The sequence below is a fragment of the Streptomyces sp. NPDC093111 genome (assembly GCF_040683955.1).
In the GTDB taxonomy this organism is placed as follows: Bacteria; Actinomycetota; Actinomycetes; order Streptomycetales; family Streptomycetaceae; genus Streptomyces.
Genome location: NZ_JBFBNW010000015.1, coordinates 1 through 13,262, shown reverse-complemented (window position 1 = coordinate 13,262; position 13,262 = coordinate 1). Strand labels below are relative to the sequence as shown.

Sequence of the window (13,262 nt, the reverse complement as noted above, 5' to 3'; positions counted from 1 at the left end):
GGTTCACACCTCCACTTCGGCGGTCAGGGCGGTGGTCCGGCCGTCGAGGGCCTCGACGAGGACCCGGACGGTCAGGACCCGGAGGGCGGGGTCCTCGGTGAAGGTGACGTCGGCGACCTCCCGCACCCGTGGGTCGGCGGCCAGGGTGCGGACGATCTCCAGGCGCAGCAGGTCCTTGAGGACGCGGGTGCCGCCGGGGTGGGTGAAGGCCTCCCCGGCGCTGAGCCCGTAGCGGTGGTCGCAGGGGTCGCTGCCGTACGGGGTGAGCAGGCGCAGGGTGAGCGCCTGGACGAGGTTGGCGAGGCCGCGCACCTCGGCGAGGCCGCCGCCGCGGACGACGAGGTCGCCGTCGTCGAGGAGGAGGCTGTGGCCGAGGGGGTCGAGCGGCGCTTGGGGTGGCATGGGCTGGCGGCTCCTCAGTCCGTACGCAGCAGGGTCTGGCCCGGGTCCTCGACCTGCCAGGCGAAGGGGAGGACGGGGGTGGCCTGGGTGGTGCCCTTGGCGGTGGCGAGGGCGACGGGGGTGCCGTCGACCTTGAGCAGGCGGCTGGCGCCGATGCTGACGGCGGTGATCCGCACGCAGGGCGCCTGGCCCTTGCTCGCGTCGAGGTTGGGGCAGGCGGGGACGGTGGCGCCGAGCAGGTCGGTGACGAGGAGGGCGGGGGCGCCGTCGACGGTGAGGGCGTGCTGCGAGGCGGTGGTGAGGACGGGGGCGCCGTGGGCGCACTTGAGGACGGAGGCGGTGGTGAGGACTTCGGGCATCACGTCACCTGGACCGATGCGCCGTCGAGGGACAGGCTGACGGTCCCGTTGGTGAGGGTGATCCCGCCGCCCCCGGTGCGGACGGTGACGGCGCCGTCGGCGTCGATCGCGATGGTGGTGCCGGTGTGGTGCTCGATGGTGATCGAGTCGTCCTCGGGCGGGGTGGGGCGGGTGCCGACCTGCGGCAGTTTCGGTGTGCCGACGAGGATGTGCAGGCCGCGGGCCTGGACGATCCGGCCGCCCTTGGCGTCGGTGAGGTCGTTGACGCCGGGGCCGGTGGGCTGCCCGTCGGAGCCGGTGCCGGTGGGCAGGGCGAGCCAGTAGTCGCCGGGTTCGGGCGCGGGGGCGCGGGCGCCGGGGGTGCGGGGCCAGAGGTAGCCGACGACGGCGGCGTCGTTGACGAGGTTGCGGTTGTGGGCGAGCAGGGCCCGCATGCCGGGGTAGACGGGCGTCATGAGTCCGCAGGGGCCGAACGCGAAGGGCGCGGCGACGGGTTTGTCGAGCAGGGCGTCGTCGCCGACCGGCCCGGTGACGCTGGGCATGGTCATGGAGGGCGGCGGGGACTGCCCGTAGCGGAGGGACACCTGGTGGCCGGCGGCCTTGTAGGCGCTGACCTCGCCGACATCGACGGCGGGGCGGGCGAGCAGGGCGCGTTCGGCGCCGGCGTCGAGGCGGTCGGTGACGGCGCGGACCCCGTCGACGGCCTCGACGAACTGCCCGGCGCGCGCGGCGACGAGCTGTACCTCGCACACGTACCCGGTGCGGACGCCGAAGCGGTGCACGAGCCGGTTGACGCGGAGCGTTCCGGTGGGGGCGTCGGGGAAGCGGTGGAAGGCGGCGACCTGGCCGACGCGCAGGTCGGGGTGGCCGAGGACGACCAGGTCGAAGGAGTTGCGGACCGGCGGGCGCTCCTCGCCGGGCGCGACGACGAGGGTCTCCTCGCCCTGCGCGTCGCCGTACGAGACGAGGTTGACCTGGGGGTCGAAGGCGACCGGCGCGGGGTCGTCGTTGCCGACGGCGGGGCCGATGAGGACGAGCCGGTCGCGGATGACGACGGGGGCGCGGGCGGTGCCGGCGAGTTCGCGGAGGGCATCGAGCGCGGTGGGGTTGCGCACGGTGTGGTCGGTGAGCGGGGTCGGGAGGGCGGAGCCCTTGGCGAGGGTGAGGCCGGCGGCGTGGACGACCTTGTCGGCGAAGTCCAGGGCGTCGGCGGACTCGGCCCGGTGGACGGCCGCGGAGGTCATGCGCAGGGCGTAGCCGCCGACGTCCTGGCCGGTGAGCTTGACCCGGCTGAGGCCGTCCTCGGCGACCCACGAGGTCAGCTTGACGATCCGGCCGGTCATGACGGGGTGGCGGCCGACGCCGGGGTCGTCGAAGTAGCCGAGCCGGACGGTGGCGGCGAGCGGGCGGCGGGCGAGGCTGTCGCGGAGCGTGCCGACGGTCTCGGCGGGGAGGTTGACGAGGACCGCCTCGAAGGTGCCCGCGACGGCGCCTTCCGCCATGGTGACGGTGATGTCGGCGTCGAGGACGAGGGAGCCGCCGAAGACGTCGTTGGAGACGGTCAGCGGCAGGGTGGTGAGGCCGCCGAGGCCCGTGAGCGGGCCGGCCGCGGTGGCGGCCTCCTCGGCGAGGCGGCCCGCGGCGGCGACGTCGGTGGACTTCTCCTCGGCGACGGTGAGGCTGTAGCGGATGGCGAAGCTCATCGGGCGGACACCCCCGCGAGGACCTTCGAGCCGTAGCTGCCGGTGCCGTTGAGGTTGCGGACGTCGACGCGGGCCTCCCGGAAGACGAGCCGGAGCTCGCCGGCCGGGCAGGGCAGGTCGCGGACGGCCTTGCGGCGCAGCAGCGGGACGAGTCCGCCTGGTTCCTCGCGGTCCACGGCGACCACAAGGAACGGGCCGCCGCCGAGCAGGTCGAGCACACCGCCTTCGGCCACCGTCGCCTCGGCGGCGTTGACGTACAGCTCGATCCGGTAGACGTGCTCGCCGAAGCGCAGCCGGAAGGACTGCGGGAATCCTTCGTCGGCGTCGACGGGCAGACTCGCCTGCATCGGGGCCTCCTCTCGGGACGGGGCGGCGTTCTCGTGGGGTCGGGAAGTCGGGGGTGGGGGTGGCCGGCTCTGCGACCGGGGCCGGGTCGGCGGTGGCGGAGCTCTGCGGCCCGGGTCGGGTCGGGGGTGGCCGGGGTCAGAGGAGCGGGGGGCCGGGTGAGCGGGGTACGGCGCCGGGGACGGGTACGGAGGGGACGGCCGCGCTCCCGGCGGCGAGCGCCAGGTCGGCCGCTTCGCCGATCAGCGCGCTCAGACTGGAGCGGGGCACGTACTGGAGGGTCATGGACAGGTCGAAGGCGTCCCGTTTCTGCACGCTCTGCGCGAACCGCAGGTCGGTGATCTGCATGTCGAGGCTGAGCGTGAGCCCGCAGACGACGGGGATGCCGGTGGCGGCGAGCGTCGGGCCCGCGGCGGAGAGCAGCGCGCGCGAGGTGAGCGCGAGCACCTCCAGGGCCTTCTTCGTCGCGAACCGGTCCGGGCCGAGCAGCACCGCCTCGACGGTCAGGGTCTTCGTGGACGGCTGGGTGGCCTGGGAGAACCTGCTGCCCAGGATCCGCTCGACCCGGTACCCCTCGGTCATGGTGATGCTCTGCACGTACAGCAGGGGGATCGTGCCGACGAGCACCTGGTCCGCCACGGGCTATCCCCGGCTGCCGAGTTCACGGTCGAGTTCCTCGAAGACGTGCGCGGCGATCCGCCGCACGTGGTGGTCCTGGAGGGCGCCGACCACCTCCACCTCCACGGGGAAGTGGTAGTGGACCACCTGGCCGGCGTCGCTCCGGTGGGACACCACGGCCTCGCTGCCGGGGGCGGGCACGATGTACTCGCCCTCGTGGACGAGGGCGATGCCGGTGCGCTCCACCCGGTCGCCGGCGCGGTCCGCCGGTCCGGGGCCGGGGGCGTCGTCGGACGTCATGGTCAGTCCTCCACGCCGACGTTGAGGGCCATGCAGGTGAAGGTGGCCTGCGGGACGCCGTCGACGGTGATGTTGCTGGGCTGGGCGGCGCTGACCACGCACCGGCTGAACTTGAGCGAGGAGAACGCCCAGTCGGTGCCCTTCTTCTCGGCCACCGCGATGGCGAACTCGCCGCCGTTGACGGCGAGTTCGGTGAGGTCGGCGACGGCCGACGCGATGGCCGGGATGGTGAGCGTGAAGGTGAAGGTGAAGGGCTGGCGCACATAGCCGACGCCGTCCGCCTCCAGGCTGTGGATCACCGTGTGCGGCACGTTGAACGACGGGGAGAAGTTGGTGATCGGCGAGATCGTCCGGCCGGCGAGTTTCACTTCCAGCCGGGTGTTCCAGTCGGACATGGGGACGGCTCCTTGGTCGGATCAGTCGAACTTGAGCGTGATGTTGATGCGGTGGATCGCGCCCGCGTAGTCGACCCGGACCATGGCCTCGGCGGCGCGATCGGTCTGGGCGGCCTGGATGAGGGCGTCCTCGGCCGGGGTGCGCTGCGGCTTGTCGAGCAGGGAGAGGATGGGGACGACGATCTCGTACTCCTCGACGACCTCGGCCCGGCGCAGGGGTTCGAGGACGGTCTCCATCTCGGCGACGAGCCCGCGCAGGCCGGAGCGGCTGATCCGGAGGTTTCCGATGGTGCCGATGAGCCGGGCCTTGAGCCGGAAGGTGATGTCGTCGACGGTGCGGACGATGTCGATGTACTTCTTGCCGCCGGGGTCGCCGGTGTAGCCCTCGCCGAGGTAGACGCCCGCGCCGGGGATGAGCGGCGGGTCGACCAGCCAGTTGACGCCCTTGCCGGCCGGTCCCCCGCTGGTCGCGCCCTCGGAGCCGTTCAGCTTGATGAGGTCCGCGGCGGAGAACGCGGCGGAGCTCACCTTGACCTTCTTCAGGAGCAGGGAGACGTGCGGCTCGTACCCCGCGATGGTCCCAGCGACGGCGGCGGCGACGTCCTCGTCGCTCTTGTGCGCCACGTAGACCATGCGCTCGGTGACGAGGCTGCCGGTCACCACGGCGGGGTCGGCGGCGCCCTTGGCGAGCATCGCGACACCGATGCGTTCCATGCCGTCGGCGGCGGGGGCGGAGACGTGCTCGGCCAGCTTCACGATCCCGGGGGTGGGCGTCGGCTGGCCGCCCGTCGGGGTGACGAGGGCCAGGTCGGTGTCGGCGACGACGACCAACTGCACGTTGAGCGGGCCCACCTTGGTGAACGCGTCGTCATGGGCGTTGGACTGGGCGAGCCGCACGCCCCAGACCTCGCTGGGTCCCGGCTCCTGGATCAGCGCGGTGGCGATGGCATCACCGAGGGGGCCGGAGGCGATCCTGCGGGCCTCGTTGACGTCGGTGAAGAGGTGGGGGGTGTTGGGCGGGAGGAAGTCCGCGGGCGGGTTGGCCGTCGGCGGGGTCGCGACGCCGATGACGGCGATGTTCCCGTAGGCGCGGACGGCGGGGGCGAAGGGGACGCCCTCGGTCTTGACGCGGACGTAGCGGACGGGACTGTCGGGCATGGGGCCTGCTTCCTTCCGGAACGGGGAGGGTCTGGACGGCAGGGAAGGCTGGACGGCGGGGGCGGCCGTGCGGGGGGGGGGCGGCGGCGGCGGTACGCGGGCGGTGGCCGCGTCGGGTCAGGTCAGGTCAGGTCAGGTCAGGTCAGGTCAGGTCAGGAAGAGTGCCGCGATGCCCGCGCCGTCGAGGAGGCTCTCGATCTGCGCCTGGGTGAGTCCGGGCGGGGCGGGCGGCGGCGGGGGTACGGGGGCGGGGAAGGCGGCCACGAGCGCGTACGGCGCGACGCGCGCCCCGAAGCCCCCGGGCGACAGGGGGCGGTCACGTGCCGCCGCGGCGACCAGGCGGGCCGCCCGTACCGCGCCGGCGACGTCGTCGACGGCCCCCACGACCACGGCGGCGTCCACGGCGACGGTCCGCCGGTTGGCGGGATGCCCCGGGTCGAAGACCGGCGGCCGGCGCAGCCGCACCTCGGTACGGAGGTACTCGCCGGACTCGCGCAGGTCCTCCACGGTGACGAGGCCGTGGCCGCGCATGAAGGCGTCCAGGTCCAGGAAGCGGAACTGGGCGCGGAACTCGTCCAGGGTGGCGTACTCGTCGACGGCCTTCACCACGAGCGAGTCGAGGCCGCCGGGGTCGGTCTCGGCGACCACGTCGATCTCCAGCTCGGCGAGGACGTCGATCCAGACGGGCTCGGCGGCCTCCCCCGACCAGGAGAAGTCCGCGAGGGTCGTGCCGGGCACGACCTGGCTCCAGTTGCCCCGTCGGGAGTCCGGCGGGAACAGCGGCCACTGGGCCGCGACCTTGCGGACCCGCAGCGCCGCCACCGAGTCGATCCGCTCGTACTCCAGCTCGTGGGTCCGCTCGACGAGGAACCGGGCCCGGGGTTCGAGGAGCGCGCCGAGTGAGGCCGGGTCGGCGAGCCGGGCCATGGCCCGGTCCTGGATGACACCCATGCACGCGTCCTTTCGCGCCGCGGCGGACCGCGGAGCGAGAACGCGGCTCCGGCGTGCGGCAGGACATAGGGACGCATGCCCGCACACCGTTCGACAAGGGCTTCTACTCCGTGCGGAGGAGAAGAGACACCGAACGAGCGATTGCGCTCCGCCCGGCGTTTTCGAAGGCGCCCCCGCCCCTTCGGGCGAGCGCGCGAGCGGGGCGAGGGGTTGTGCGCCGGAGCGCACGGGCGTCCGCCCCTCGCGCAACTCCCTTGCGCTGAGGGCGTGCTGAGGGTGCGTCACCTCAGGGCGGGCTCACCCCGTCGTCAACACGGCTCCCCTCAGGCGGGGCCGGGGTCACCCAGGAGCCCGAAGACCGGGCGGAGGCCGTCGGGGCGCCGGTCGACGGGGAGGTGGTCGACGAAGTGCACCCGGGCTCCGAGCGCCAGCGCGCCGCCGTCGGCGGTGCGGTCGTCGCCGACCATCAGGGTCTCGGCGGGGGCGAGCCCGAGCCCTTCGCAGGCGTACCGGAAGATCGCCGGGTCGGGCTTCTGGACGCCGACCTCGTAGGAGAGCGCGTACAGGTCGATCCACTCGTCGAGGCCGTGCGCGCGGAACACCGGCCGGAGGTCCCAGGCGATGTTGCTGACGACGGCGACGAGCACCCCGCCGCGGCTCAGCTCGCCGAGCGTCCGCGCGGTGTCGGGGTACGGATGCCAGGCCGCCGGCTCCATGTGCCGGTCGTACAGGGCGCGGACCAGCTCCGGCTCGGTGACCCCGGCCTCCCGGATCAGCCCGGAGTACGCCGCGCGGTGCCGTTCGGCGTCGAGGTCGCGCTCGCCCCACACCTTCCGCAGCCGGGCCGGCACCTCGCGCGGCGACGGACCGCCGGGCAGCGCCCCGTACCGGGTCAGCCGCTCCACGGCGTGGCCGAACTCGTCGCCGGACAGCCGCGCGCCCGACTCGGACAGGACCGCGTCCAGCCAGTGCGCGGTGGACTCGACACGCAGCAGCGTGCCGGAGAAGTCGAACATCACGCCTTTGATCACCCCCCGATCGTAGAGCGCCCGGCCGGGAACTCGGGGAAGCCCGTCCGCGTTATACCCCCAAGGGGTATGCCGAGACGGTGTGCCGAGGAGGAGGCAAGGTGCGAACGGAAGACGAGACCCAGAAGGCGACCCCGGGCGCGGCGCGGGCCGGGACCCCGGGCCCGGCACGGCGGCTGGCCGCGCTCCGGCCCGAGCAGGCCACCGGGAAGGCGCGCGAGCTGCTCACCGACATCGTCGAGCGGCACGGCGCGGCCGGCGAGATGGTCTCGACGATGGCCCACTCGCCCGCGCTCATCGAGGGCTATCTCAGTCTGTCCCGGGCCATGAAGCGGGTGAAGATCCCCCGGGCGCTGAGCGAGAAGCTCTCCCTCGCCGTCCAGGAGTGGATCGGCTGCGGCACCTGCCGTGAGGCCCACGTGGAGGCCGCCCGGGCCGCCGGGCTGAGCGAGGGCGACATCGAGCTGGCCCGCCAGGGCACGTCCACGGACGCCCGCGAGGCCGCGCTGATCGCGGTCGCGCTGCGCGTGCTCGTCGAGCCGAGCTCCCTGGGCGACGAGGACGTGGCCGAGCTGCGGACGCACGGGTGGAGCGATCGGATCATCGCGGAGGTCGTCGGGGTGGTGACGCTCAACCTGCTGACGGGGGCGTTCAACCTGCTCGCGGGGATCCAGCCCGAGGAGGACGGTCCGGACGGCGCCGCCGGCTGAGCGGGCCGCGGCCCGGCGTATACGGATTCGGATACGGATACGGATACGGCGGAGGGGCCGCCCCGGATCGTTCCGGGGCGGCCCCTCCTGTGGTTCCGCGTGCGTTGCCTCCTACGGCATCAGCCGAAGGACTTGATGGCGTTCCAGTCCACCGAAAGGACGACCTTCACGGCCCCGTTGGTGTTGGTGCTGGACGGGTAGTAGACGCGCATCTGCCCGTCCTCGAAACGGGCCCAGAGGTCCGGGATCCGGTCGCCGTTGACGTCGGGGATGCCGACGATCGCGGTCACGTGGGCCTCGGTCCAGTTGGTGCCGTACGTCTGGTCGCCGTTGAGGGAGCTGGCCGACAGCATCAGCGAGTTGATGTCGACGCTGCCCGCGACCGGGCCCGGCTTGCCGTGGCGGATGTAGATGGTGCCGCTGTCCAGGCTGCGCCAGAGCATGTCGGGGGCGCCGTCGAGGTTGATGTCGCCGACGTTGACGATCTCGCGGCGGGCCCAGACGGTGCCCTCCATCAGGGTGGCGGTCTGGAAGGTCGCGCCGGTGTAGCCGGAGAGGAACCAGAAGGCCGTGCCGACGCGTACGACCACGTCCTGCAGCTTGTCGCCGGTGATGTCACCGACGGCCTTCATCTGGATCCAGTCCTTCGGGTCGGGCGTGTTCGCGGGCAGTCGGATCTTCATCCGCTTGTCCACGTTGAACGTGCCGTAGCCGTCACCGGGGTAGAGCCAGAAGCCGCCGTCCGGGGTCCGGGCGAAGACGTCGGTCGAGCCGTCGCCGGGGTAGACGTCCTGGTAGTGGGAGATCAGCGCGGCCTTGCCGGTCGTCGGATCGAACCAGTGACCGGACGGGTTGAGCTTGTTGTCGCTCGTGTACGAGCCGGCCATGCCGCCGTACAGCTCGCCGCCGGGGCCGCCGGCGTACGAGACGAGCTTGCCGTTGGCGTCGACGACCAGCAGGTCGGCGATGCCGTCGCCGCCGACGTCGCCCGGGCCGTCGCCGGTGTCACGCGGCGGGACGTAGAAGGCGTAGTCGGTGCGGGCGCTGACGTTGCCGAGCGCGTCCAGGGCGAAGAGGTGCAGCCAGTTCGGGCCCGCGTGCGGCGGCGTCAGGTTCGGCACCGTGTACGAGCCGTTGACGGCGTTCACGTCGGGGCCGTAGAAGCCCTCGAAGCCGTAGCGGAACTTGGCGGCGCCCGCCGAGCTGAAGGTGATGGCGCCGGTCTGGCCGAACTTGACGCTCGCCCAGGTGGCCCCGTCGGGCGTGGCCCGCTTGAACGGGGTCGTGGACTCGTCCACCGTCGGCGCCGGCGGGGCCGAGCCGTCGATGGTGACCCGGCAGGGCTCGTCGCCCGGCGGGTAGTTGGTCGACACCGCCCCCGCGGAGTCCTGCGCCTGGGCGTCCCACGAGTAGGTCGCCTTGTCGTCCAGCGGGAAGGTCACCGGGACGGTGTACGAGGCGGTGCCGCCGGCCGCCGGGACGGCGACGAGCCAGCCGGCCGGGACGGTGCCGCCGGTCTTCCAGAAGCGGAAGCGGACCTGCTTCAGGTTGTCGTCGGGGTCCTTGGCCGAGACCTTCAGAGTGATGTTGGTCTTGGCGACCGTGAGGCCCGCGCCCGGACCGGGCACGCAGGCGCCGCCCGGGGTGGTGGTGCCGGCGGTGGGCTCGCTCGGGTCACGGTTGTAGTCGGCCTCCAGGACGGCGGAGGTGGCCTTGAACTTGCGCCAGGTCTGCGTGTCCGACTCGGCGGTCGTCTTCATGCCGAGGGTGATGTTCGACCAGCCGGCCGCCGCGCCCTTCTGGACCGCGTCCATCACGGAGAAGGACTCGTAGTCGTCCGGGCAGGAGGTCGAGGACCAGCCGTGCGCGAAGGTCTTGCTGTCCTGCACGGTCGACCAGCTCGGCTGCGCGTTCCACGTCGTACCGGACGAGATGGACCCGGTCAGGGCGAACTGGAAGGTACGGCCGGTGCAGGACCACGAGTGGTTGTTCAGCACCTTGAAGGTGGCGCGGGTGAACGTGGCGCCCGAGATGCCGGTGGGGAACTGCATCCGCCAGAACGAGCGGGCGGTGCCGCCGGTGTCGCTCTCGTGGCCCACGCGGGCGTCGGAGGTGCCGGAGGAGAAGTTGGTGCCGTTGAAGAAGCTCGTGTTCGGGTACGGCTTGTACGCGACCGTCCACGCCTGCCACGGACCGTTGATCGGCGGGTCGACGAAGACGGGGTACCGCACGCCGGGACGGGCCAGGAGGCCGGACTCGGCGACGCCGAGGCCGAGGCGGACGGATCCGGTGTTCTCGCCGGCCAGGGCGATGGGCAGCGGGGCGGCCTTGGCGCCGGGCTCGATGCCGGTGAGACCGGACAGCTTGAGCACCTCGGCGGGCGTGCCCGTGGCGGTGCGGTTCGGGGTCCCCGCGGGGAGCTCGGGGTCGCGGCCGCTGGAGTCCCAGGCGAACGGCGTCGGGATGGACCCGACCTCCTTGCCCGCCTTGTCGAGGACCTGGACGCGGCTGGCCTTGGTGTCCTGCCGGAAGGTCGCCGTGTCGGAACGCAGCCCGTACGTCACGGTCTTCAGCTCCGGACGCTGCGCGGCCTGCGCGTTCTTCACCACGAGGACCTGGGCGAAGCCGCCCTCCTCGCGCGCGACGACCAGCAGGTCGACGCCCGGGAACACCTCGGAGTACAGGGCGCGCGGACCGTCGAGCACCGGCTCGGGCAGGGCGCCCGGCCAGGTGTACGCGATGGTGTGGCCGCCGAGGTCGATCTCGGCCAGCGGCGTCTCGCCCGGCGCCTCGGCGCGGACGAAGGAGCGGTCGGCGCGGTCCTTGTCGGGGCTTCCGCTCGCGAAGCGCACCGGGATGGCGGCGTTCGCGGGTGCGATGCCGAGGCCCCGCGGGGCCTTCGCGGAACGCTTCAGCCTGTTGTCGATGGGGGCCCACCGGCCCTCGGCGTTCTTCGCCCGGGTCGGCGTGGCGGTGATCCGCGTGCGCAGCTTCCCGTCGGGCAGGGCCCAGGTGAGCGAGGTGGCCGTGGTGGCGGTCTCGATCAGCACCTGCTTGCGGGTGCGCATGGCCTGAGCCATCGCGGTGGCCTCGTCCTTGAGGCCGGTCGAGGCGGGCTCGGCCTTGGCGGCACCGCCGCCGGCCACGGCGGGCGTGGTGCCGGCCGGCTGCCACCAGGGCAGCAGGGCGGCGGTGAGGGCGGCCAGTACGAGGCCGAGGGTCAGTGACAGCCGGGTGCGCGTGCGCACGAATGGGCTGAGAAAACGAGGCGGCGCGGTCACGGCGGTCTACTCCCGTGTGGACCAAGCGGATCAGGGACAGCACAAACAGCCCCGTACGGCGGACCGAGGGGCAGAAGGCGGGCAAACAATCACATGCCGTGGCCCGCCAGTCCACAGATGAAGATTTTATAAAGGCGTTATCTATTCGGATGAACACACCATAGTGACGCCCGTATTGACCCGACCCGCCCGATACACCCCTACTAAATCATCCCGGCCGCCCCATATTTGACGACTCATCGGATTAAGCACCAGCGCCCCGGTCCGCCCCACCCTGCACCGTGATCCACTTCACCGGAAATCACCCTCCGTCACCATGCGTGACCTTGATTGCGTGACAGCAATGACAGAGAGTGCCGACGCGCGCACCTCGATCCGAGGTGCGCTCTTTGGTGTTTCCGCACCGAGTTTTCTCTTCCTTTTCTTTTTCTTTGCGCTGGGTGGGAGTCGACGCGTATGCGTGCTTCAGGTCCGCTGTCTTGGCTGGGGCGGGGACGCCCAGCCATGACGGAGTCACAACGACGGCGCCGGCGGCGAAGCCGCACGGCGACCGTCCTGCTGTTGTCCTCGACACTGACGGTGACGAGCCTGGGCGGGCAGGCCCTGGCCATCCCCGGCCCGGGCATGAGCCGTGAGGAGTCGATCTCTCAGGTCGACCTGCCGGACCTGCCCAAGAGCACGCAGCTCGAGGGCGACGCGACGGCGCAGAAGGATCTGACCCTCGCGCCGCAGACCGCGATCCCGCAGTACACGGCGAAGGACACGGCCGCCTGGGCCTCCGGCACGGGCAATGCCACGCTCTCGCCGACCAGCACCCCGGGTGACACCGTCCCGGTCACGAACAACCTGCCGATCGCCATCGGCGTGCCGGAGGGCGGCGACCCGACGGCGCTCGCGGGCGACTGGAGCGTCGGCCTCGCACCGGCCACCACCTCGCAGGACGCGGGTGTCTCCGGTCTGGTCATGAAGGTGACCCCGCCGGCGACCGTCGACCCGGCCGCCGAAGTGGCCCTCACCGTCGACACGAGCGGCTTCAAGGACCTCTACGGCCCGCAGGCCGCCGAGCGCTTCGGCCTGATGCTGCTCCCCGAGTGCGTCTACTCGTCCCCGACCACGGGCGACTGCGCCGACGACGCGGGGGCGACCCCGATGTCCGGCAAGGACGACTCCGGCTCCTTCAAGCGGCTGAGCTCCGAGGCGGAGGTCGTCCCCGCGAAGGACGCGCCGACCCACTCGAAGGCCGCGCCGGACGCGAAGACCCGCAGCATCATCACGGGCACCATCCCCGTCTCCAGCCTGCTGGGCGAGGGCTTCGCCTCCTCGCAGACGAAGGCCTCGTACCGTGACGGCGTGCAGCCGGTCGCGAACGCGGCCGGCGGCAACGCGGTCGGCATGCTCGACACCGGCTCCTCGGCGCAGGGCGACTTCACCGCCTCGCCGCTGCTGTCCTCCGGCTCCTGGTCGGCGGGTTCGTCCTCGGGTGCCTTCACCTACGGCTACCAGGTGCAGACCCCGGAGACGGCCGGCGGCCTGATGCCGAAGGTCAACCTCTCCTACTCCTCGCAGTCCGTCGACGGCCGTACGTCCTCGTCGAACAACCAGGCCTCCTGGATCGGCGACGGCTGGGACTACAACGCGGGCTCCATCACCCGCACGTACACCAACTGCCGCCAGGACTCCAAGAAGGCCGGTGCGAACAACAAGACGCACCGCACCGCGGACCTGTGCTGGGGCTCGGACAACGCCACCCTCTCCCTGGGCGGCATGACCACCGAGCTCGTCTGGGACGACACCAAGAGCAAGTGGTTCACGGCGAACGGCGACGGCTCGAAGGTCGAGCGGGTCACCGGTCAGGCCACGGGCAACGGCGCCAAGGACGGTGAGTACTGGGTCGTCACGACGAAGGACGGCATCCGCTACCACTTCGGCCTGAACAAGCTGCCGGGCTGGTCCGACAACGGCACCGCGGCCGACGACCCGACCACGGACTCCGTCCTGACGGTCCCGGTCTA

12 protein-coding genes and 1 pseudogene are annotated in these 13,262 nt (G+C 72.3%); 2 read left to right on the top strand and 11 right to left on the bottom strand.

What is annotated here, in order from left to right; all coding sequences use genetic code 11:
- Window positions 1–3 precede the first annotated feature (3 nt).
- The 10 genes from AB0Q96_RS25925 to AB0Q96_RS25880 all read right to left on the bottom strand — a co-directional run bounded on the left by AB0Q96_RS25925 (window position 4) and on the right by AB0Q96_RS25880 (window position 7,247).
- Window positions 4–402, bottom strand: coding sequence for a hypothetical protein (locus AB0Q96_RS25925; RefSeq protein ID WP_365329427.1), 399 nt, complete (start codon window positions 400–402; stop codon window positions 4–6).
- A 14-nt stretch (window positions 403–416) separates the two neighbouring features.
- Window positions 417–761: a hypothetical protein gene (locus AB0Q96_RS25920; RefSeq protein WP_365329425.1), complete on the bottom strand. Its 345-nt coding sequence runs from the start codon at window positions 759–761 to the stop codon at window positions 417–419.
- Window positions 761–2,464 carry a hypothetical protein gene (locus AB0Q96_RS25915; RefSeq protein WP_365329423.1) on the bottom strand — a complete coding sequence of 568 codons (1,704 nt, stop codon included), beginning with the start codon at window positions 2,462–2,464 and terminating at the stop codon, window positions 761–763. The genes AB0Q96_RS25920 and AB0Q96_RS25915 overlap by 1 nt, the downstream gene beginning before the upstream one ends.
- Window positions 2,461–2,811, bottom strand: coding sequence for a hypothetical protein (locus AB0Q96_RS25910; protein WP_365329421.1), 351 nt, complete (start codon window positions 2,809–2,811; stop codon window positions 2,461–2,463). The genes AB0Q96_RS25915 and AB0Q96_RS25910 overlap by 4 nt, the downstream gene beginning before the upstream one ends.
- A 136-nt stretch (window positions 2,812–2,947) precedes the next feature.
- Window positions 2,948–3,448: a hypothetical protein gene (locus tag AB0Q96_RS25905; RefSeq protein ID WP_365329419.1), complete on the bottom strand. Its 501-nt coding sequence runs from the start codon at window positions 3,446–3,448 to the stop codon at window positions 2,948–2,950.
- Window positions 3,449–3,451: 3 nt separating this feature from the next.
- A complete protein-coding gene (locus AB0Q96_RS25900) occupies window positions 3,452–3,727 on the bottom strand; it encodes a hypothetical protein (RefSeq protein WP_365329417.1) in 276 nt (91 codons plus the stop codon).
- Window positions 3,728–3,729: 2 nt separating this feature from the next.
- Entirely contained in the window at window positions 3,730–4,122 is a 393-nt protein-coding gene (locus tag AB0Q96_RS25895; protein WP_329426072.1) for a hypothetical protein, read from the bottom strand.
- Window positions 4,123–4,143: 21 nt separating this feature from the next.
- A complete protein-coding gene (locus AB0Q96_RS25890; RefSeq protein WP_365329415.1) occupies window positions 4,144–5,280 on the bottom strand; it encodes a hypothetical protein in 1,137 nt (378 codons plus the stop codon).
- Between the two features lie 147 nt (window positions 5,281–5,427).
- Window positions 5,428–6,231, bottom strand: coding sequence for a hypothetical protein (locus AB0Q96_RS25885; protein ID WP_365329414.1), 804 nt, complete (start codon window positions 6,229–6,231; stop codon window positions 5,428–5,430).
- A gap of 323 nt (window positions 6,232–6,554) precedes the next feature.
- Window positions 6,555–7,247: an HAD-IA family hydrolase gene (locus AB0Q96_RS25880; RefSeq protein WP_365329820.1), complete on the bottom strand. Its 693-nt coding sequence runs from the start codon at window positions 7,245–7,247 to the stop codon at window positions 6,555–6,557.
- A gap of 113 nt (window positions 7,248–7,360) precedes the next feature.
- Here AB0Q96_RS25880 and AB0Q96_RS25875 point away from each other — a divergent pair, with 113 nt between their 5' ends.
- The gene (locus AB0Q96_RS25875; protein WP_365329412.1) at window positions 7,361–7,969 is read left to right on the top strand and encodes a carboxymuconolactone decarboxylase family protein; all 609 of its coding nucleotides are present in this window, start codon (window positions 7,361–7,363) and stop codon (window positions 7,967–7,969) included.
- A 119-nt stretch (window positions 7,970–8,088) separates the two neighbouring features.
- On the opposite strand, the gene AB0Q96_RS25870 is transcribed toward AB0Q96_RS25875, so the two are convergent.
- Window positions 8,089–11,250, bottom strand: a complete 3,162-nt coding sequence (locus AB0Q96_RS25870; RefSeq protein ID WP_365329411.1) for a DNRLRE domain-containing protein — start codon at window positions 11,248–11,250, stop codon at window positions 8,089–8,091.
- A 624-nt stretch (window positions 11,251–11,874) separates the two neighbouring features.
- Between AB0Q96_RS25870 and AB0Q96_RS25865 the strand changes: the two are divergent.
- A pseudogene (locus tag AB0Q96_RS25865) lies at window positions 11,875–13,262 on the top strand (sugar-binding protein); the annotation flags it as partial.